22 protein-coding genes and 1 tRNA gene are annotated in these 19,667 nt (G+C 63.5%); 9 read left to right on the plus strand and 14 right to left on the minus strand.

From position 1 onward, the window contains the following. Window positions 1–18 precede the first annotated feature (18 nt). The 4 genes from AAGD32_03800 to msrA all read right to left on the minus strand — a co-directional run bounded on the left by AAGD32_03800 (window position 19) and on the right by msrA (window position 2,678). Window positions 19–762, minus strand: a complete 744-nt coding sequence (locus AAGD32_03800) for a fibronectin type III domain-containing protein (protein MEM8873364.1) — start codon at window positions 760–762, stop codon at window positions 19–21. Beyond that, window positions 759–1,010, minus strand: a complete 252-nt coding sequence (locus AAGD32_03805) for a hypothetical protein (GenBank protein ID MEM8873365.1) — start codon at window positions 1,008–1,010, stop codon at window positions 759–761. The genes AAGD32_03800 and AAGD32_03805 overlap by 4 nt, the downstream gene beginning before the upstream one ends. Window positions 1,011–1,511: 501 nt before the next feature. Then, entirely contained in the window at window positions 1,512–2,084 is a 573-nt protein-coding gene (locus AAGD32_03810) for a DUF3465 domain-containing protein (GenBank protein ID MEM8873366.1), read from the minus strand. Window positions 2,085–2,093: 9 nt separating this feature from the next. After that, window positions 2,094–2,678: a peptide-methionine (S)-S-oxide reductase MsrA gene (gene msrA, locus AAGD32_03815; protein MEM8873367.1), complete on the minus strand. Its 585-nt coding sequence runs from the start codon at window positions 2,676–2,678 to the stop codon at window positions 2,094–2,096. Window positions 2,679–2,714: 36 nt separating this feature from the next. Between msrA and AAGD32_03820 the strand changes: the two genes are divergently transcribed. The 3 genes from AAGD32_03820 to AAGD32_03830 all read left to right on the plus strand — a co-directional run bounded on the left by AAGD32_03820 (window position 2,715) and on the right by AAGD32_03830 (window position 4,057). Then, window positions 2,715–3,188, plus strand: a complete 474-nt coding sequence (locus AAGD32_03820) for a nucleoside deaminase (protein MEM8873368.1) — start codon at window positions 2,715–2,717, stop codon at window positions 3,186–3,188. After that, a complete protein-coding gene (locus tag AAGD32_03825) occupies window positions 3,181–3,651 on the plus strand; it encodes a hypothetical protein (protein MEM8873369.1) in 471 nt (156 codons plus the stop codon). The genes AAGD32_03820 and AAGD32_03825 overlap by 8 nt, the downstream gene beginning before the upstream one ends. Window positions 3,652–3,895: 244 nt before the next feature. After that, entirely contained in the window at window positions 3,896–4,057 is a 162-nt protein-coding gene (locus AAGD32_03830; protein MEM8873370.1) for a hypothetical protein, read from the plus strand. On the opposite strand, the gene AAGD32_03835 is transcribed toward AAGD32_03830, so the two are convergent. The 4 genes from AAGD32_03835 to AAGD32_03850 all read right to left on the minus strand — a co-directional run bounded on the left by AAGD32_03835 (window position 4,054) and on the right by AAGD32_03850 (window position 7,616). Then, window positions 4,054–5,250, minus strand: coding sequence for an aminotransferase class V-fold PLP-dependent enzyme (locus AAGD32_03835; GenBank protein MEM8873371.1), 1,197 nt, complete (start codon window positions 5,248–5,250; stop codon window positions 4,054–4,056). The two genes, AAGD32_03830 and AAGD32_03835, sit on opposite strands and share 4 nt — an antisense overlap. An 18-nt stretch (window positions 5,251–5,268) precedes the next feature. Then, window positions 5,269–6,039: a CAAX prenyl protease-related protein gene (locus AAGD32_03840; protein ID MEM8873372.1), complete on the minus strand. Its 771-nt coding sequence runs from the start codon at window positions 6,037–6,039 to the stop codon at window positions 5,269–5,271. After that, window positions 6,036–6,956 (minus strand): hypothetical protein, encoded by a 921-nt coding sequence (locus AAGD32_03845; protein MEM8873373.1) that lies wholly within the window; start codon window positions 6,954–6,956, stop codon window positions 6,036–6,038. The genes AAGD32_03840 and AAGD32_03845 overlap by 4 nt, the downstream gene beginning before the upstream one ends. A gap of 294 nt (window positions 6,957–7,250) precedes the next feature. After that, window positions 7,251–7,616, minus strand: a complete 366-nt coding sequence (locus tag AAGD32_03850; protein MEM8873374.1) for a DUF3467 domain-containing protein — start codon at window positions 7,614–7,616, stop codon at window positions 7,251–7,253. A 153-nt stretch (window positions 7,617–7,769) separates the two neighbouring features. Here AAGD32_03850 and AAGD32_03855 point away from each other — a divergent pair, with 153 nt between their 5' ends. Beyond that, entirely contained in the window at window positions 7,770–9,191 is a 1,422-nt protein-coding gene (locus AAGD32_03855; protein MEM8873375.1) for an FAD-linked oxidase C-terminal domain-containing protein, read from the plus strand. A 2-nt stretch (window positions 9,192–9,193) separates the two neighbouring features. Here AAGD32_03855 and AAGD32_03860 read toward each other — a convergent pair whose 3' ends face one another. Then, window positions 9,194–9,607: an MOSC domain-containing protein gene (locus tag AAGD32_03860; GenBank protein MEM8873376.1), complete on the minus strand. Its 414-nt coding sequence runs from the start codon at window positions 9,605–9,607 to the stop codon at window positions 9,194–9,196. Between the two features lie 105 nt (window positions 9,608–9,712). Here AAGD32_03860 and AAGD32_03865 point away from each other — a divergent pair, with 105 nt between their 5' ends. The 4 genes from AAGD32_03865 (at window position 9,713) to AAGD32_03880 (ending at window position 12,144) form a co-directional block, all read left to right on the plus strand. Continuing rightward, window positions 9,713–10,012, plus strand: a complete 300-nt coding sequence (locus AAGD32_03865) for a PilZ domain-containing protein (GenBank protein MEM8873377.1) — start codon at window positions 9,713–9,715, stop codon at window positions 10,010–10,012. Between the two features lie 16 nt (window positions 10,013–10,028). Next, complete coding sequence (locus AAGD32_03870) at window positions 10,029–11,210, plus strand: NAD(P)/FAD-dependent oxidoreductase (GenBank protein MEM8873378.1); 1,182 nt, start codon at window positions 10,029–10,031, stop codon at window positions 11,208–11,210. After that, window positions 11,207–12,064, plus strand: coding sequence for an NAD(P)-dependent oxidoreductase (locus AAGD32_03875; GenBank protein ID MEM8873379.1), 858 nt, complete (start codon window positions 11,207–11,209; stop codon window positions 12,062–12,064). Before AAGD32_03870 ends, AAGD32_03875 begins: the two co-directional genes overlap by 4 nt. A gap of 6 nt (window positions 12,065–12,070) precedes the next feature. Continuing rightward, window positions 12,071–12,144: transfer RNA gene (locus tag AAGD32_03880), tRNA-Arg, on the plus strand. 2 nt (window positions 12,145–12,146) lie between these two features. On the opposite strand, the gene AAGD32_03885 is transcribed toward AAGD32_03880, so the two are convergent. Further along, on the minus strand, window positions 12,147–12,425 hold the full coding sequence (locus tag AAGD32_03885) for a hypothetical protein (protein MEM8873380.1): 279 nt from the start codon (window positions 12,423–12,425) through the stop codon (window positions 12,147–12,149). Between the two features lie 45 nt (window positions 12,426–12,470). Continuing rightward, a complete protein-coding gene (locus tag AAGD32_03890; protein ID MEM8873381.1) occupies window positions 12,471–12,917 on the minus strand; it encodes a hypothetical protein in 447 nt (148 codons plus the stop codon). A gap of 162 nt (window positions 12,918–13,079) precedes the next feature. Here AAGD32_03890 and rpiA point away from each other — a divergent pair, with 162 nt between their 5' ends. After that, the gene (gene rpiA / locus AAGD32_03895) at window positions 13,080–13,778 is read left to right on the plus strand and encodes a ribose-5-phosphate isomerase RpiA (GenBank protein ID MEM8873382.1); all 699 of its coding nucleotides are present in this window, start codon (window positions 13,080–13,082) and stop codon (window positions 13,776–13,778) included. On the opposite strand, the gene AAGD32_03900 is transcribed toward rpiA, so the two are convergent. From AAGD32_03900 to AAGD32_03910, 3 genes are read right to left on the minus strand one after another with little or no spacing between them, the layout of a single operon-like run. Then, on the minus strand, window positions 13,768–14,976 hold the full coding sequence (locus AAGD32_03900; GenBank protein ID MEM8873383.1) for a beta-ketoacyl-[acyl-carrier-protein] synthase family protein: 1,209 nt from the start codon (window positions 14,974–14,976) through the stop codon (window positions 13,768–13,770). The two genes, rpiA and AAGD32_03900, sit on opposite strands and share 11 nt — an antisense overlap. 57 nt (window positions 14,977–15,033) lie before the next feature. Next, window positions 15,034–18,489 (minus strand): efflux RND transporter permease subunit, encoded by a 3,456-nt coding sequence (locus AAGD32_03905; GenBank protein ID MEM8873384.1) that lies wholly within the window; start codon window positions 18,487–18,489, stop codon window positions 15,034–15,036. Window positions 18,490–18,539: 50 nt separating this feature from the next. After that, entirely contained in the window at window positions 18,540–19,667 is a 1,128-nt protein-coding gene (locus AAGD32_03910; GenBank protein MEM8873385.1) for an efflux RND transporter periplasmic adaptor subunit, read from the minus strand.

Below are 19,667 nucleotides of genomic sequence, written 5' to 3' on the forward strand. Positions count from 1 at the left end.
AGGCACCCGACAGTCCGGTCAGTTGTACGACAGCTTCCTGTTCTGCCACGCCATCTTGATCCCAATCGACCTCGATAGTGGCATACTCCCACCAGCAACATTGTCCCAATCAAGGTTCACTTGATTGTTGGTGCCCGTCCCAACATTGAGTGTTAGCGTTGATGAAGTTGCAGATGCACTGACGGATGGTGCGGAAAAATTGACGCTGTTTTCCGCGATCACGCGGTATTGGTACGTGCCATTGACGCCAGTATCGGTGAAGGTCACATCTTCGGCATCCCCTGCTGCGCTCGCAACTTCAACAAACGCACCCGTACCGATGGCCCGCTCGATTCGGAAAGCAGTCTGGGTCGTAGCATTGTTCGCCCATGTCACTTGGACATTGCCCGGAGAGATGATATTCGACATCACATTTGTTGGCGCAGGGAGAACGGTGACTGACGATGTTCCGTTGGTGGTGTGGCCTAGCCCCGCTGCTACCGTCCATGGCCGCCAGTGATACCAATGGTTGGTACCATCGACCAAATCTGTATCTTGGTAACTATTCTGGATTCCCGGGATGCTGTCGTGCGCCACGTAGTCGATGCCGTCGAATGACCGGAAGACTCTCCACTCGTCCGGAGGAGTTTGAGATCCGCTACCCCCACCTTTGACGTTACGTGTGACAATGATCTCACTGGCTGATTGCGTGGAAGCCGTTAGAAAACCCTCGATGGCAGATGGCGGATCCAGTGTGACGCTGAAGGTTCGCTGCAGGATCAATGCATCAAACAGATCGACATCCTGGCACCGTCGAGATCGCCATCACTCCAAACGACGCTGGGGTCACTCAATCCGAAGTTTCGCTGTACGACCAAGGCGTCGAACAGGTCAACATCTCGATCGCGGTCAAGGTCACCTTGAACGAAGAATGTTTCGATGAGCGTGTCGGATGTGCCGATGGGGTCGCCGCTGCTGTCGAGGATGTTCTCGAAGTTGAGCAATGCCTCGTAGTTGGCATTGGGTGGCAAGGTCGACCCCGTCGATGGATCGAGAAAGTCAACTCGGCGATTGTCGTCGCCGGGTCGTAGGTGAAGGAAAGGCTGTTGTCAGCCCTTTCGGTGTTTCGGGTTAAATCGTAGACCTCGGCATCGGCGAGCGTCACAGACGAAGCCGGAACACCCGCGACATCGAAGATGAAACGCTGAGGACCCGCATCAACATCGAACTGCCCTGTCGCGACTGCGGCTAGTAGCCGCCTGTCCTCCAAGACCTCACACGCAACCCTCTTAACCGGGTCGGCGTAGGATCGTCTGCGACGGACTGACAAAAGCTCCCGAAAACGGCAGTGAGTGCCCATGAGTTTCATACTGAACTCCGAGGCAAAAGATGACTTTACCAAACGGTGCGATTATGACATTTTCTGGAGCCTTCACAACTGGAAATCCATAAGGAGTTCCGCAGCTATACGTCGCAGTTGGACAGGTGCCGGTATGTTGAATCCACCGCTGCCTGGAAAAGGGCTTTCGGACTTACGCCGTGCCGTAGTAGACGCCTTCGTGTTCGACCCAGCCGTCTTCGTGCCAGCCCTTGGGGTCGTGGTGGGTCCAGTGGACGACGCCGCCCATGTCGTTCCATTCGTACTCGCCGCGGACGCGGACGAGGTCGCCTTCGCTGATGGGGACGCGCTTGGCGAGGTCGATGTTGTGGGAAATCTTGAGCGTGATGCCGCCGGGGGTGTCCATGAGCCAGCGCTGGTGTCGGCTGCCCTCGTTGTCGTCCTTAAGCAGATGCACCACCCGGCCTACCACGGTGACCATCGTGTCGGACTGGCGGGCGTCGAAGAGTTCGGGGATCGGATCCTCGAACTGCTCGGGCTCTCGGCCCAGCAGCCGCTCGGTGTCGCTCTTGCCATCGACCGATCGGCTCGGCTCTGGGAACGGCTTCGCCGGCTTGCGTTCGACGTCCGGCTCGACGCCGATGAACCCGCCGGTGGATGTGCTGCCGGTCTTCGCGGACTTCTTCGACGAGAAGAACTTCAGCACGAACGGCAGAATCGCGATCAACAGTTTGATCAGGCTGCGCGTGTTGGACGACTTCGACATGGGCCGAGTCTACCCGGCCGACGCCAGCAGAGCCCGCATCTTGTCGATCTTCGGCAAGGCCGTGCAAGCCACGTACGGCTGGCTCGGATTCCGGCGAGCAAAGTCCTGGTGGTACGGCTCCGCCTCGAAGAACTCGGTCAACGGCTCGATTGTCGTCGCGATCGGCTGGTCGAAGTAGCCCGCGTCGTCCAGTTGCTTGACGTACGCGCTGACGACCTCGCGCTGCTGTTCGTTGGCGTAGAAAAATGCCGAGCGGTATTGCGTACCGCGGTCAGCCCCTTGGCGGTTTAGTTGGGTCGGGTCGTGCGCGACGCCGAAGAACACTTGCACGAGTGTTTCGAAGCTGACCTCGGCCGGGTCGTAAGTGACGCGGATGACCTCGGCGTGACCGGTGTCGCCGCGACAGGTCGCTTCGTAGTTGGCCGTGCTCGCATCGCCGCCGGCGTAACCGCTGGTAACGTCGGTGACGCCGGGGATGATCTCGAAGACCCCTTCGACACACCAGAAACACCCGCCGGCAAACACCGCCGTCTGCGAGCCGGCGTCATCGGCGACATCAAGCTTCGTCAACGGTTCGGGCGGCAGTTCGGCCATGTCGAATCATACGACGTCGGCGGTATGCTGGTTTCAATGACCGACGACCCGTTCATGCAGGCGGCGATTGACGAGGCGATGAAGGGCTTGGCGGAAGGCGGGTTGCCGATCGGATCGGTGCTGGTGCGGGGCCATGGTCCATCAGGGGAGATCGTCGGGCGCGGTCACAATCGCCGCGTTCAGCACGGTGATCCGATGGCCCACGCCGAGATTGACGCCCTCACCCAAGCCGGCCGACAACGCACTTACGCCGACACCGTCCTCTACTCCACGCTCATGCCCTGCTACCTGTGCAGCGGCGCGGTCGTGCAGTTCGGCATCCCCAAGGTCATCGTCGGCGAAAGCAAAAACTTCCCCGGCGGCGACGGCCCCGGCGGCAACTCCGTCGACTTCCTCCGCAGCCACGGCGTCGACGTCACCGACCTCGCCGACCCCACCTGCATCGCCATGATGCACGACTTCATCACTGCCAACCCGCAACTCTGGAACGAGGACATCGGAGTTGAGTGAGGCACTGGACTATGCCGGGCTGAGTAACGCGCAGGGTCTGTCGATCACTGAACGACACGATCGGCTCGTTTTCACCACTCGCGTTTCTTGGTTGGCTTTCATCGCCGCGAAATCTGTTTGGACCGGCGATTCAATCGGGTTGGTAAAAGACGTCTTGTCTGCGTTGTGGAAACGTCAGCCGTTCGTCCGACCGTTCGATACGCAGATCGCTATTGATCGCAGTGTGCTTATCGTACAACGCGGTCGTGATGAATCAGGCATGATTCTCAAGCCGCCCGAGACGTTCGAGATTCCAATCGATCAAGTCCTTGAGATTCGCAAGAACCGTTTCGAGCATGGCGTGTGGATCGACGCGCCGGGCTACATAAAGGACACGTTCTTCAAGGGCCGTAAAGACGCTCAGGTGATCGCGGACACGCTGAACCGACGGTTGCGGCAGTTACGGGCTGATGCCGAAGGCTGAGTCTGCGAAGCTTCGGGTATCCCCGTGACCGATGCCCGAGGCTTCGCGTTGCTCAGCCTTCGGCGTCATACCACGGGTGATCGGCATGGCTTGCCCCATGTGACGCGCAATCACGCCGGGCCGCTGTCGCGCCGGACGGATTTCGTTGGTCACGACCGATATCTCGGGACACTCTGCGGGGGGCGATCGCATCGCCCGTCGTATGACCCGCCGAGCCCGCACAACCCGAACGCTTTTCGCCGCGTTGCTGCTGATTGTCGCATCGGTCGGCGTGCGTGGGGCGACGGTGAATTCGAATGCCGAGCCCGATGCGGTCGTGGACAACGAGCCACGCAAACTGCGCAAGCTGCACATGGTCCGCCCCGACCTGATTCCGTTTCCGGTGAAGGTCAACTTCTACTGCTAAGCCGTGACGCTCTCGAGCGCGAGCTCGGCCAACGCGTCGGCGGCGAACTTCACGTCGGGGTTGCCGAGGAAAGGGCCGAAACTCAATCGGCATAGACCGCCCTGCTCGACCGTGCCGAGCGAGCGATGCACGAACGGGGCGCAGTGGATACCCGGACGCGTGAGAATGCCGTAGTCGTTTTCGAGCACCGCCGCGAGTTCGTGCGGGCTGTAGCCCTCGACGTCGACGGCGAAGACGCCGATGCGGTCGGCGACGCCTTCGGGTCCGGCGTAGCCGACGCCCTCGGTGCTGCAGAGCGCGCCGACGAACGTCTTGACCAACGACGCTTCGTGGGCGGCGATCTCATCGATGCCGCGTTCAAGGATGTAGCGCACGCCCGCCCCGAGGCCGGCGATGCCAATGGCGTTGTGACTGCCGGGTTCGTACTTGTCGGGCAGTTCCTCCGGCTGCATCGCGTCCTCGGAGCGACTTCCGGTACCGCCCTCCTTGATCGTGCGAAGCATCTTTTCGAGTCCCGGGCGGATGTGCAGGAAGCCGGTGCCGAGCGGGCCGAGCAGGCCCTTGTGGCCCGGTGCGCACAGCAGGTCGATGCAGTCCGCATCGACGTCGATGGGCAGGTGGCCGATGGACTGTGCCGCGTCGACGACGAACGGCACCGCCGCCTCGCGGCAGATCTGACCGATCTCGCGTACCGGCTGAACCGCGCCGGTCACGTTGCTCACGTGCGTGATGCACACCAGCTTCGTGTCGTGCCGGATGGCTTTGCGGATGTCGTCGGGATCGACGATGCCATCGTCACCCGCGGTGACGTGGGTCCGTTCGACGACGCCGTCCGACGCGAGGGCTTCGACCGGGCGCAGGATCGAGTTGTGGTCAGTCTCGGTGCAGACGACGTGCTGCGTCGACGTCGGTCGCGGGTCGAGCATGCCCTTGATGGCCATGTTCAACGCGTCGGAGCAGTTGAGCGTGAAGATGACATGCACCGGCGAATCGGCCCCGATGAGCGTCGTGATATCACGCCGACAGCGGTCGATAATCTGGCCGGTTTCGATTGCTTCGGCGTACGCACCGCGCCCGGCACTCGCACCGAGCCGGTCGGCGTAATCCTTCATCGCCTCCGCGACCGCCGTCGGCTTGGGAAAGCTCGTCGCGGCGTTGTCCATGTACAGCCGGCGTGGGGCACTATCTGCCATGACGGGATCGTAGCAGCCCTACCAGAAGTACCATTCATCTTTGCCGAAGCCGTACCACGCGATGAGCACGTACAACCACAGCGTGAAGTTGGTCACGGCGTGCGCGACGATCACCGACCAGAGCGACTTGGTCTTCCAGATGAGCCACGACATCAGCAGTCCGTAACCGATCGCGACGAGCCATTGCGGGTGCACCGTGGCGAAGGCGACGGCGGTGCCGAAGAACGCGATGTGGTCGTACTCGCCCACGCCCTGCTTGTGCATGTCGTTGGGCGAGGCGAGTGTCCGCCAAAGGAAGTCACGCCAGAAGATCTCCTCCATCACCGGCACGACGATCGAGCTGATCGCCATGCGGACGATGATGACGACCGGCAGCGTCGCGGCCGTCCAGATGTCGGGCATGAACGCGTCTTCATCGCCGGGCCCGTAGCCGTAGTAGGTCCAACTCAGCCATGACACGGACCGCAATGCCTTGTCCATCCCGATCCACTGCACGAGCCCGACGAGTCCGATGAAGATACCGATGAGCGTGTGCGATTTGGTCCGCTCGATCTTCGTGAGCCGAGGCCAGGTCCAGATCAGTAGCGCCCCGACGCCGAGCAGCTGCGCGAGCCGGACGGGAAAATCCCAGCCGTCCCAGCCCAGCGGCAGCAGCAACAGCAGGAACACCGCCATCGGCAGGAAGTAGTACCAGTCGGCCGGCCCCTTCTTGTCGAGCCAGCGTTGGACCCGGTCGGTCGGCTGCGTCGGGTATGGGTATGGTTTCTCGGTCGAGGCGGAATCGCTCATGCCGACGCCTCGGCCGGACGGGTACGGCTTTCCTCCGCCTTCGCCCAGACGTCGAGCGCACCGGGGTAGGCGTGAAAGTTCACGTCAATGGGTGCGAGGTCTAGTACGGGGCGGATCGCTTCGATCAAGGCCGGGTCGTCCGAGGACAAGCCCTTGTCCCGAGCCGCGTCCAATGCCGAAAGAAGGCCCTCCCACTCGGGGCGGAGAAACTCGCACGCAGGGTCGGGGGCGTCTTCGATCTTGTGGGCGTGGTACTGCACCTTGCGGACGGCCTCGTCGTGTTGCTTGTCGGCAGTGCGGTGTTCGGTGAGGTGCGTATGCAAGTCGGCGAGTCGGCCGCGCACGTCTTCGATGTCCGCCGGGTCCGCCGGCGATTTGAGCTGCATGTGCGGAACGTAGATCTGACGCGACTTGGTCTCGCGTCGGAGCCAGCGGAAGATCTCGCGCTGGTCAGGGTCGCTGTTACGCAGGCCGCTCTGGTCGATCGCGACACGCAGCGCCGACTGGGCCTCGCCGACGAGCAGGAACGCCTCGCGGACGCTGTCGCCGGACGTCTCGGCCGCTGCGAGCACTTCGACGGCCTCAGCCACCGCCCGGTAGCAGTGGGCCGCCCGTTCGAACTCTGCCTGCTCACGGAGCTTGTGAAACTCCTCGTTGCACATCCACAGGAAACACTCGTCGTACTGCTTTGCCCGGCTGATCAGGTCGGCATCGCCGTGCTGGACCGTCTCGCGTTGTCCGGCCGCGCTGAGGGCTTGCCGTTTGGGCTGCCAGTCGAGCGCCTCGGCCTTGAGTCGGCACCGCTCGGCGATGCTGTCCCAGGTGGGCGTGGGAAAACTGTCGTCGTGCTGCGGCGGTTCGTGGGACAAATCGGCCGGCACAACAGCGGCCGGATGGCTCGCCAGTGCGTCCAGCAATTGCCGGGCGGCATCGCATACCGCCGCCCGTAACCCCGGATCGTGTCTGGCGGCATCGATCAATCGGTCTGCCACATTACCCAAGCCGTAGTCGGCGTCTCGGTCTTTTCGTCCGTTACTCTGCATAATGCATACGCGGTTTTTGGGCAGGGTCGCCGGAACCGTCCGGTCGGTCAACTCACGGTCGCATTACTTTCATCACTCATGATTGATGCGTGCTGCGGCCCGTGAAAAGCATTGGGGGCACCCGAACACGCGGTCCGAATGCCCCCGTTTTCGTTGCGTCAGTTGCGATTACGCATCGGCCCGCGGGGCCTGCTGCGGCATGACGGCGATCTCGCCGAACTGCTGCTCGTGACGCTTGATCAGCTGCGTGAGCGACATGGCCAAGCGCTTGGCGTTGGTGTAGCTCAGGACCACGCGATCGGTGACCTTGAAGAGCATCTGTGCCTGGCCCTGCTGCTGGGCGTTGGGGTTGGGCATGTTGAAGCCCAGGTGGATCAGCACTTCCTCGGCGCTCTGGCTGATGAAATAGCCGTTGGCGAAGGTGGTGTTGATGGAGGACTCGTTGAAGAGGACCTGAACGCCGGCCTGAGCGCCTTCGGGCGCGGCTGCCGCTGCGTCGCCGGTGCCGCCGTTGGGGGTGTTTTCGTCTGACATGGTGGTTCCCTTTCGGATTTACGGTTCGTTTGAAGTGACAGGTTGCGGGTAAACTGCGTATCGGGCGGGTATTCTGTCGGCTATGTGCCCAGATGCAAACGTCGGTACTGGATTGTAGAGGTTAGAACCATGGGCGCGGACCTTGTACGGGAAATGACGAAGTTGCTTGGTTCCGAGCGTGTCGCGTCCGATGCGGCGGCGAAAAAGGTCTACGAATCCGACGGCTTCACGATCGCCTGCGGCGAGGCCGGCTGCGTGGTGTTTCCCGAATCGGCCGAGCAGGTCGTGGGCGTCGTTCGCAAGCTCAAGGACCTTGATATCCAACTCGTCCCGCGTGGCAGCGGCACCGGTTTGACCGGCGGCTGCGTCGCGTTCGGCGGCGGGGTCGTCATCTCCACCGCACGCATGGGCAAGGTGCTCGAGATCGACCTGCCCAACCGCGTCGCCCACGTCGAGGCGGGTGTGAGGAACGTTCAGCTCTCGGATGCCGTCGCCGCCCTGCCCGGCGGGATGTGGTTTCACTTCGCCCCCGATCCGTCCAGCCAGCGCGCCAGTACGATCGGCGGCAATGCCGCGACGAATGCCGGCGGCATCCACACGCTCAAGGACTTCGTCTCCTCCAACCATGTGCTGGGTATGGAGCTTGTAACGCCAGAGGGCGAGGTCGTCACGGTCGGAGCGACCGACGGCCGCCACAGCGTCGCCGGGCCGGACATGGCCGGGCTCGTCTGCGGATCGGAGGGGACGCTCGGGATCATCACGTCGGTCTGGGTCCGGCTTGTTCCGAAAGCGTCGAGCTATCGCACCGTCGTCGCGACCTTCCCGAGCCAGCGGGCCGCATGTGACACGGTGAGCGACGTCATTGCCGAAGGGTTTCTTCCGGCGGCGATGGAGATGATGGACGGGCGGATGGTGCAACTGGTGAACGACACGTTCAAGCTCGGTATCGACGCCGACGCGCGGGCGTTGCTGCTCATCGAAATCGACGGCATCACCGCCCTGCTAGACGCTGACGTCGACGACCTGCGTGCGATCGCGAACAAGCACGGCGCGCTGACGATCGACGCCAGCGGGGATCCGGCCCGCCGGCAACAACTGTGGAAAGCACGCAAAGCGGCGTTCGGCGCGATCGGCAAAATCTCACCCAGCTACTGCACCCAGGACGCCTGCGTCCCGCGCTCGCGCCTTGGCGAAGTGCTCAGCGAAATTGACCGCATCGGCCAGCGCTACGGCCTTTCGATCAACAACGTCTTCCATGCCGGCGATGGAAACATCCACCCGATCTTCCTCTACGACGATCATGACCCGGTCGCGATGCGCAACACGCTCGAAGCTGCCGAGGAAGTGTTGAAGTTCTGCATCGACATCGGCGGCACGCTCACCGGCGAGCATGGCGTCGGCGTCGAGAAACTCCACCTCATGCCGTACATGTTCGACGGCAACACGCTGCGCCAGTTCAACGAAGTCAAAGCCGCCTTCGATCCGAACGAACGCATGAACGCCGGCAAGTTGCTCCCAAGCAAAACGGTACGGATCGACATGCTCGAAGGCGTCGGCCGAAAGGTGCCGCAGTAAAGTCAACCGGGTTCGACCACGTCCGCGCGGAGGCCGCCCTTTTTGTACAGCAGTTCTTTCGCATCAACGCCGGCGAGCTTCGACAGATGGCCGCACGGTGGGCAACCGCGTACGCCCCGGAAGACGACATCGCCGATGCGAAACGACTGGCCACGCAGTGCGTCTAGATCCACGCCACGCACGACGAGGTTGCGGCGATGTTCACCATTGGCGAACTCGGGGATGCCTTCGATCGCTTCGGCGGAGATGAGCGACACGGCCCGGCCGTCCTTCAGGTTGCTCCCGCTGAACGTGCCGGACCCGATGGCATAGCGGTCGGCACCGAGTCCGGACATGGTCACGACCGAATGCGGTTGCGACAGGGGCTGGGCCTCGGCGATCGCGCAAACGTAGATTTCTTTGAGCAAACCGGCCATTCGGACAGTGTCGCACGTCTCCGCCACCAACGCCAGTGACCCTGTCCAACGCTGAAGCTAGTGCGCTGGTTGGCCGATACCTACCACATGCTCGACCATCGCCCAATGCCAACGTCCGAACAGGCCGATAGCGGGGTGATCGAACGCCGGCGTGCCGAGCGGTTCGAGGTCGAGATCGACGCAACGCTCGGCAGCCCGACCGCGACCTCGCGTGAGACACCCGTTGCCGCCGAGGGGATCAACCGCTCGGCGACCGGCATGCTGCTGATCACCGATATGCCGCTGCCGCCGGGAACTTTCCATGTCCTGCGGATCGACGGCGAAAGGCCGACGGAAGTGCGGATCATGCACTGTCGTCGCAACACCGATGATGGCCGCTACGACATCGGCGTCGCATTCTGCTAGACGCCTACGGTTGGGCGTGGCATCCAAACGCGTAGCGATCATCGGCGGCGGCGTGGCAGGGCTGGCCTGCGCGACTTACCTCGAACGAGGCGGGTTCGATGTCCTGCTCCATGAGGCCGACGACCGCGTTGGTGGCCGCGTTCGGACCGACATCGTCGACGGGTTCAAACTCGACCGCGGCTTCCAGGTCCACCTCACGGCGTACCCCGAAGCGCGGTACCTCCTCGACTACGCCCGGCTCGGCCTGCGCGACTTCCTGCCCGGCGCGAAGATCCGGCGCGGAAAGATGTGGACCACCGTGGCCGATCCGTTGCGGGCGCCGTCGAAGATCTTCTCGACGGCGGTTAGCCCTGTTGCATCGTTCCGGGACAAGATCGCCCTGCTCGAACTTTGGAAGTGGTGCAAGACCCGCGACCTCGACGCACTACTCACCGACCCGACCGGCAGCACCGTCGACTTCCTCGGCAAGTTCGGCATGTCGGAAAACATCATCGAGGGGTTCTTCCGGCCGTTCTACGGCGGGATCTTTCTTGAAAATGAACTGACGACGAGCGCGAAGAAGTTCGCGTTCACGTTTCGCATGTTCGCCGACGGCGTGGCCGCACTGCCGGCCGAGGGCATCGAAGCGATCCCGCGTCAACTGGCGGCGAATCTCAAGCGGACCGACATTCGTACCGGTTCTCACGTCGATGCATCCGACGTCAACGCCGACGCGGTCGTGTTGGCGATGCCGACGGACGACGTGTCACGCTGGCACGCGACCAGCGCGTGGTACTTCGCGGCCGAGGCATCGCCGATGCGTGGCGAAAAGCTCATCGCGCTCGATGGCGATGACGATGGTCCGGTCAACAACCTCTGCGTGCCCAGTGATGTGCAGCCCAGCTATGCCCCCGACGGTCGGGCGTTGGTCTGTGCATCGACCGTCGGCATTCACGAAGACGAGGCGAGCGTCCGAGCCCAGCTCCGACAATGGTTCGGCGTCGCGACGGACCAATGGCGACTGCTCCGCGCGGTCCATGTTCACAAGGCACTGCCGGCGCAGCCGGACGATCGGATGACGCCCGTCGCAAAGCCGGTGCGGCGTGACGACGTGTACGTTTGCGGCGATTCCCACGACACCGCGAGCCTAAACGGCGCACTCGCCAGCGGTCGACGCGCCGCCCAGGCCGTGATGGCCGATCTCGGGGGTGCGGCGTGAAGCCGATCCATCCGCCTGCAACGGTCGGTTTCGTCGGCCTCGGCGTCATGGGCGGTCCGATGGCCGGGCACCTTATCGACGCCGGGTATCGGCTCCGAGTCCACACCCGCACTGCGTCGAAGGCCGAGCCCCTGCTCGAGCGCGGCGCGACCTGGTGTGAGAATGTCGGCGATGTCGCGGTTGATGCCGACGCGGTCTGCACCATCGTCGGCTACCCCGACGATGTCGAACAAACCTACTTCGGCGCTGCCGGCATTCTCGCCAAGTGTCGGCCATATGCCGTGCTCATCGACCTGACCACGAGCGCCCCCGACCTGGCTCGACGAATTGCCGACGGGCATCCGCAAGCGCTCGATTGCCCGGTCAGCGGCGGTGATGTCGGGGCACAAGCCGGCACGCTCTCGATCATGTGCGGCGGTACGGATGAGGCGTTCACCGCCGCCCTGCCGCTGCTCAAATGCATGGGCAAAAATGTCGTGCACCAAGGCGGCCCGGGGGCCGGTCAGCTTTGCAAGCTGGTCAACCAGATCGTCATTGCCGGCACGATGCTGGGTGTTGCGGAAGCGCTCGCGTTTGCCAGGCAGCCCGGGCTTGATCCGGACACGGTCCTGCGATCCATCGGCGACGGTGCGGCGCAGAGTTGGACGCTCGACAACCTCGGCCCACGCATGCTCGCCGGTGACTTCGAGCCGGGTTTCTTCGTGAAGCACTTCCGCAAGGACATGCGTCTCGCCGCCGAGGCCGCCCAACGTCTCGGCATGGACCTGCCCGGCCTCGCTATCGCCCGACAGCAGTACGAACATGTCGACGATGACTCTGGTACCCAGGCCCTGATCAAACGCTACGATCCCTAACACGTCGCCCGCATAGCTCAGTTGGATAGAGCACGGCTTTCCTAAAGCTGAGGTCGCAGGTTCGAGCCCTGCTGCGGGTACTTCATTCTTCCAGCGCTTCCGCCAGCACGTCCGCGCCGGCGACGTGGGCCAGGTGATTGGCCTTGTCGGTTTGAAGGAGACGCCGGGTGACGACCGGGTGGGCTTCGACCTCGGCGATCGTCCACTCGCGAACATCGACGTAGGTGTCGGTGATGTTCACGCGGTTCTTCGGGACGATCACGACTTTCTCCGGTGTGCGGATCACATGCACGCTCAACGCGGCCAACGCCCAGCCGGCGACGGCGATCAAGAGAAAGATGGCACGAATGGTCGTCTTCATGTCGGATCCTTCCGAGGAGCGCGATCGGAGCTACGGCGATCGCGCCTAATGCGTATCGGCCAGGTCGTCGTCCGGGCTCGCTTCGATCTGATCGATCGACATCGGCTCGTCGGCCTGCCCGATGTTACGCGGCTCGGCATCGGCCAAACCGCCATCCAGCGTGCTGCAGTAGAAGCCGCTCGCAAACAGTCCCTGCTGTTGCTGGTATTCGTAGTTGACCAGTTCGCAGAAGTTTTGCACCAGCTGTTGGGCTGCGGGATCGCTCTGCTCGGCGGATTGGACCTCGCGTTGGTGCTCACGGCTGCGGAACGCGATCATCTGGATGAATCGCCCCGAGGCGTCTCCACGGGTCCAGTTCGGGCCCGTCTGCTCGAAAACCTCGAACCGCGTGCAGCCCAATCGCTCCATCACTTCGCGAAACCGCCGCATCAGCCGGGCGTGCTCGCTGCGCTTTTCCTTGGGAACGATGTAGCTGTTGGTCTGCAGGAGCATGGTCGGTCGCGGCCACGTCGCACCGGCGGCCCTGATCAGATCATGCCATGAGCCATGCCGATCGGCAACGTGTGCCGAGAGATCGCGTCAGTTCGAGTGGTTATCGGACTCGCCCCGCCGATGGTTGGCGTTCCTCCCAGCTCGCACCTACGGTCATGGCGCATGAACGACTCAGCCGACCGGATCGCCCAAATGAAGCAACGCGCCGCCGATGCGGCGTTGGCCAAGGTCGAGTCCGGCATGACGCTCGGTCTGGGTAGCGGATCGACCGCGGCGCTGTTCATCGCCTCGCTCGGAAAGGCGATCGCCGAGGGCAGGCTCACGGACATCATCGGCATCCCAACGAGCCGAGCGTCGGCCGAGCTTGCCCGTGAAGCCGACATCCCGCTGACCGATTTCACGGAGTCGGCGCGATGTGCGGTCACGGTCGACGGTGCTGACGAGATCGATGGCAAGCTACGATTGATCAAGGGACTTGGCGGTGCACTGCTCCGTGAGAAACTCGTCGCCCAGAATAGCGACGTCCTGGTCATCATCGCCGACGATACCAAGTGCGTCGACCGGCTCGCGACCAAAGCTCCGTTGCCGGTCGAGGTGACGCCGTTCGGCCATGACGCGACACGCCGTTTCCTCGAGACGTTCGGCGAGCCTCGGCTGCGTGGGGGCACGGACGATCCGTTCATCACCGACAACGGCAACCTGATTTACGACGTGCATTTCCAAGAAGGCATGACCGATGCTGAAGCCGTCGCGGACGCATTGCAGCAGCGGGCCGGCGTCGTTGAGCACGGGCTGTTTCTCGGCATGGCCGACCATGCGATCGTGGCCGGCACCGACGGGATCCAAACGCTCAACCGGTGAGTCGCACCACCAACGCGCTGTTCTTGCTTCCAAACGCCAGGCAGTTGACCACGGCCAGGCGAACGTCGGCTCGCCGTGCTTCGGGGACATAGTCGAGATCGCACGCCGGATCGGTGGGCTGCGTGTTGATCGTCGGATGGACGAACCCGCGTTGGGCACAAAGGAGGGTTGCGGCAAGGCCGGCGGTCGCGCTTGCGCCTTGCGGGTGGCCGATCATGCTCTTGGTCGCGCTCATCGGAATGTCCGCCGCCCGCTCGCCGAAGAGTTGGTGCATCGCCCCTGTTTCCAGGGTGTCGTTCATCCGTGTGCCAGTGCCGTGAAGGTTGACGTAGTCGACCGCATCAGCAGGCGCGCCGGCATCATCGAGCGCGAGCCGAACGGCCCGGACGCATTCGGCGACATCGGGGGCGACCTGCACGCGGTGGTATGCGTCGCAGGTGCTGCCGTAGCCGGCAATCTCCGCGAGCGGCGGGCGTGTCGTGGTGTCGGCGGCTTCGAGCAGGAACATCCACGCCCCCTCGCCGAGTACGAACCCGTCACGGTCAGCGGCGAAGGGTCGGCACGCGTCGGCCGGATTATCGAAAGGACGCGTGCTGATGACTTTCATCGCCTCGAACGCGCGGAGCGTGGCATTGGAGATCGGCGCGTCGGCGCCGCCGCAAAGCACCGCATCACACCGGCCGATGCGGATCAGGTCCAGCCCGTGCCCGACCGCATCAAGCCCGCTGGCGCAGCCGGTCGAAATGCAATGGCTCGGGCCACGCAGGCCAAACGTAATCGACAACTCCGACGCGAGGTTGCCGTGCGTGCCGACGGTGATCGCGAACGGCGATGTCTTGCCGCCCGAGAAGAGGGCTTGGTACTGCGTTTCGAGAAACGTCACACCGCCCCCACCGGTGCCGAGCAGAACGCCCGTGCGGACCGGATCGACGTTCGCCTCCGCGAGTGCTTCGCGCGCGGCGGCGGTCGCAAGATGCACCGTCCGTGGCGTGCGTCGGACGTCCTGCACATCCATGTGCTCGGTCGGCTCGAACCCGACCAACCGCCCCGCCACCGTGGACTTGCACGCTTGTCGAATGTCGTCCGGCAGATGCGAGAGACCGCTCCGCCCGTTGATCATCGCATCGGCAAAGCCATCGCAGCCAACTCCGTTGGGCGAGACACAACCGATCCCCGTAACTACGACCGGCCGCGGCATGCGTGATCGTACGCCGCCGCGACATCGTGAAGTTTCAATCGCGCGTGGGGCCAGCGACTATGTCAGCACCAACTCCGGCTCGGCGTCTTCCTTCACGACCTTCACCGGTGCGAGTTTCGCTTCGGGGGGCGACGGTTCATTGCTGCTTTTCTTCTTGAACAGTCCGATGAAATCGAGCAATAGACTCATCAGCGTCGGCGTGAGGATGAGCGTGAACAGGGTCGACATGATCAAACCACCGACGACGACCGCACCGAGGCCGCGATACAACTCGGACCCCGCACCGGTGAAGAGCACCAGCGGCGCGAGCCCGGCGACCGTTGTGGTTACCGACATGAAGATCGGTCGGACGCGACTGACTGTCGACTCGGCGATCGCGATGTCGGACGCTTTGCCGTCTTTCATCAGCTGCAACGCGCGGTACACGATGAGAATCGGGTTGTTGATGACGGTACCGATGAGGATAACGAAGCCGAGCATCGTGAGTACGTCGAGCTTGATGTTCGGATCGGCCCAGTGAACCAGCGCGAGGCCGACGAAGCCGCCGCTCATCGCCAGCGGCACCGTCATGATGATCGTTAGCGGGTGCAGCCAGTTCTCGAACAGCGCCGCGAGCAGGAGGTAGGTGATGAGCGCGACGATGATGAAGATCGGCTTGAACTGCGCGAGGAAGCTCTGCAGTTTGTCGGCCGAGCCGGAGAACGTGACCGCCACATCCGGGGGCAGTTGCCCGTTGGCACGCATCTCCTCGACGAGCGTGTTGGCGGTCGCGGTTGCTTCGGCGATCGGGATGCTGGGCGGGAGTTGGATCGTGAACTGGACGCTGGGCTGCTCCTCGGCCCGGTTGATCTGCTGCGGCACCGAGAGCGTGGTGAAATCGGCGACCGAACGTAGCGGGATGACGCGCTGGTCGCCGGCCGCGAGCGGAACCAGCGGAAGTTCCTCCCGAGCGCGGCCGTCCCGGCCCTTGTCGTTGACCACGGTGAGGTCGATGCTCCGCCCGCTTTCGCGATAGTCGCCGATGATCGAACCGTCGACCGCCACCTCGGCGATGGTGCGGATGTCCGCGTTCGACACGCGAGCACCGGCGGCGCGGACGTTGTTCGGATCGACGCGAACCTCCTGGCGGCCGATGTTGAAGTTCGGCGGGCTCGGCTGGGGAAACGTGTTGAAGCGGGCGAACAACTGGAACATCATCACGCCCGCCGCGTCGCGGACCGTGTCGTTGTCATTGCCCACGAGCCGAAGGATCAAGCCCTCGCCGGTGTTACCACCTTCGAAGATCGACGCCTGATTGTTGAAAGCGAACGTGCCCGGAATGCCCTCGGCCGCCTCATCCATGAGCAGGCCGAGCGCCGGAACGTTGCGTGCGTCCTCGGAGGTGGCCCCCATGAACGCGATCGCGCCGGCCTGTACGAAAAAGAAGTGATCGATCGCCGGCGGCGCGTCGACGTTTTCGTAGGCTTGGATCTGCGCGGCGATTTGCGAGGTCGCTTCGTCGATCTTGTCCTCGGGCAGACCCTGTTGTCGCATGCTCTCGACCATGCCTTCGAGCCCTTGCCTCATCCCGGGCAGGCGGAACTCGTTGGTCGCGTAGCGCCATTCTTCCTGAAGCCGCGCGTGTTGTTCGTCGCCCTCGCTCGCTTCCCACCAGGGGCGCAGACGGTCCTCGACCCGCGTGCCGATGGCGTCGAACTCCTCGACGCTGTAGCCCGGCGGCGGGAGCACGATGCCGAACACGAGGTTCTGGTTGCCCGCAGGCAGGTAATCCGTTGGCGGCATCAGCGCCCAGGCACTACCGAAGGCCGAAACGACGAACACCGCCACGAGCGCGAGCCTGACCAGGATGCCCCGCGTGAGGAAGCGGATGATCGCGCCGAATCCGTTGGCGATGTTCCCCTGCAAGCGACCGATCGGGCTAAAGAGCTTCGCCAGACCTGTCTGCGGTTTGTCGCTCTTGCCCTTGAGTGCCGTTGGTACCCGGCGGAGCAGGATCGTCGTGAGCATCGGGATGACGGTCGGCGCGACGAACAAATACAAGAAGAAGCTGATCGTGAGCGCGACGGAGATGTCGCGGAAGAGCTGGCCGGCTTCTTCCTGAATGAAAATGATCGGCAGGAACACCGCGACGTTGGTAAGCGTTGACGCGAGAATCGCCCCCCAGACTTCTTTGGCCCCGTCGATCGCGGCGATGAAGCGATCCTTACCCATCTCGCGATGCCTGAAGATATTTTCGAGCACGACGATCGCGTTGTCGATGCCCATGCCGACCGCGAAGGTCAGCCCCGCCATGGAGATGACGTTGAGATTACGGCCGAGCAGCGCCATGCCGAGGAACGTGCCGATCGTGCTGACCGGCACCGCGGCGATGATCGTCAGCGTCGCGCCGACCGACCGCAACGTCACAAGCAACACCGTACCCGCCAGGATCGCGCCGATGATCAGGTTCGTCTGTGCCTGCGCGACCGCGTCGTCGATGTAGACGGTGACGTCGTAGACCTGCTCGAGTTCGAGGCCCCAGTTGGTCGGGGCGAGCACTTCCTCGTTCACGTCGGCGAGGGCCGACTTGAAATTCTCCATGACCTCCAGCACGTTGCTGCCGGTCTCGCGTTGGGCGTTGATCGCCAGCACGCCTTCGCCCTGACTGCGGACCCAGGAGGTGACCTTCTTGAAATCGAGCACCGCGTCCGCGACGTCTGCGACGTACACCGGCGCGCCGGTCAGCGGGTCATAGGCGACGACGGTCGTCTCGATGTCCTCGGGCGTTTCGAACTGGCCGACGACGCGAACGGAGGTGTCGCGCTTGCCCTCGGCAATCGTGCCGGCCGTCACGTCGCGGTTGGCATCGACGAGGGCGGTGATGAACTGGTTGATCGTGATGCCACGGGCCGCGAGCTTCTCCAGATCGAGCCGGACCTGCATCTCACGCTCGCGTCCGCCGAGGACGTTGATCTCGGAGATGCCTTCGGCGCGTTCGAGCGCGGGCTTGATGAAGTCGTCCGCGAAGTCCTGCAACTCCGTCACGCTGGACCCGTCCCAACCGCTTGCGGTCGGACCGGTGGAGCCGAAAGGCTGCGTCTGTTTGAGCAAGACCCACGCGATGTAGCTGCGGTTCTGCGGGTCGCCGTCGGTGACGACAGGCTCATCGACTTCGTCGGGGTACTCCGGGACCTGGCGTAGCTTGTCGCGGACTTCGTTGAGTGCGACGTCTTTGTCAACGCCGGTGAAGAACTCGAGTCGGATGGACGCTTGACCCTCGGTGCTTTCCGAGGTCATCTCGCGCAGGCCGCTGACGTTCTTGAGCCGTTCCTCCTGCTCCTCGACGATTTCGCGGACGATCTCCTGTGGACTTTCACCGAACCATGCGGTGGTTACGGTGACCACGGGCTGGTCGACGTTGGGCGTGAGTTGGATCGGCACGCTGCGCAAGGCCGCAATGCCCGCGAGGATGATCAGCAGAACGACCACCGCAACGCTGACGGGCCGACGCACACTGGTTTCGATCAGGTCCATGCAACACTCCGGACGGTCGGCGAAACGGCGAAACTACGGAAGGCCAAAAACTATCGCGGCGGTCCGCCGCCGGGAGGGCCGGGCACTTGCAACTGCATTCCCGGTGCGAGTGATTCATTACCGCGGATGACGACCATGTCGCCTTCGGCAAGACCGCCCTCAACGGCGACTTTTGCGCCGATGCCCGCAACGACGGTCACCGGGACGATCGCGGCCGTGCCTTCGTTGGCGGTGACGACATGCACCGACTCGCCGCTGTAAACCAAGGCATCTTTCGGGACGGTCAGCAAGTCGTCACTTCGGGTCACGATCGTCGCCCGGCCGAGGAAGCCCGGACGCAGTCCCCCGCTCTCGTTCTGGATCAGCGCTTTGGCCTTGAAGCTACGCGTGGACATGTCCGCCATCGGCAAGGTGAACGCCACCTCCACGTCGAACGACTTGCCCGGATACGCGTCGAGTACGACCCGCAACGGCGTTCCGGGCCGGACCTGTGCCAAAAGCACCTCGGGCACGTCGACCGTCACATACATCTGTTCGAGCGACACCACGTCGGCGATCGGATCGCCCTGCCCGATCCACTGACCGACCTCGACGTGTCGCTGGGCGACGATGCCGGCGATCGGGCTGGCGATCCGGGCCTTACGCAGAAGTGCCTTAACTTCGGCGACCTCGGCTCTGGCCTCAGCGACGACCGCCTCGCGGACACCGATGAGCGCCTTGGCCCGATCGGCGGCGGTTTGTGCGTCCTGCAGTTCCTTCTCGGGGGAAACGTTGCGTTCGAAGAGCGATTGCTGGCGACGTAGTTCGCGGTCGGCGTTGTCCGACTCCAACTTGGCGCGTTCGAGCTCGGCCTGCTCGCTTTGCAGCTTCGCTTCGAGCGCGTTGGCGCGAAGCGTGAGCAGTTCGTCGTCGAGCCGCACGAGCATGTCGCCGGCGGCGATGGTCTGGCCTTCCTCGAAAAAACGCTCGCGCACGAGGCCCGCTTCTTCGGCGGCGACGCGGCTGTTGGTCACAGGCTCGAGCGATGCGACCAGCGGACGCGACACCTCCACCGACCCACGCTCGACCGTGGCAACCTCCACCGCCATCGGTCTGCCTTGCGCCGATGCGTCGGCGAGGAATCCGGCGATCGAGAGGACTGCGACCAGCATGCCCGCCATGCGGTGATTTAAACGCAT

The organism is Planctomycetota bacterium, assembly GCA_039182125.1.
GTDB lineage: Bacteria > Planctomycetota > Phycisphaerae > Tepidisphaerales > Tepidisphaeraceae > JBCDCH01.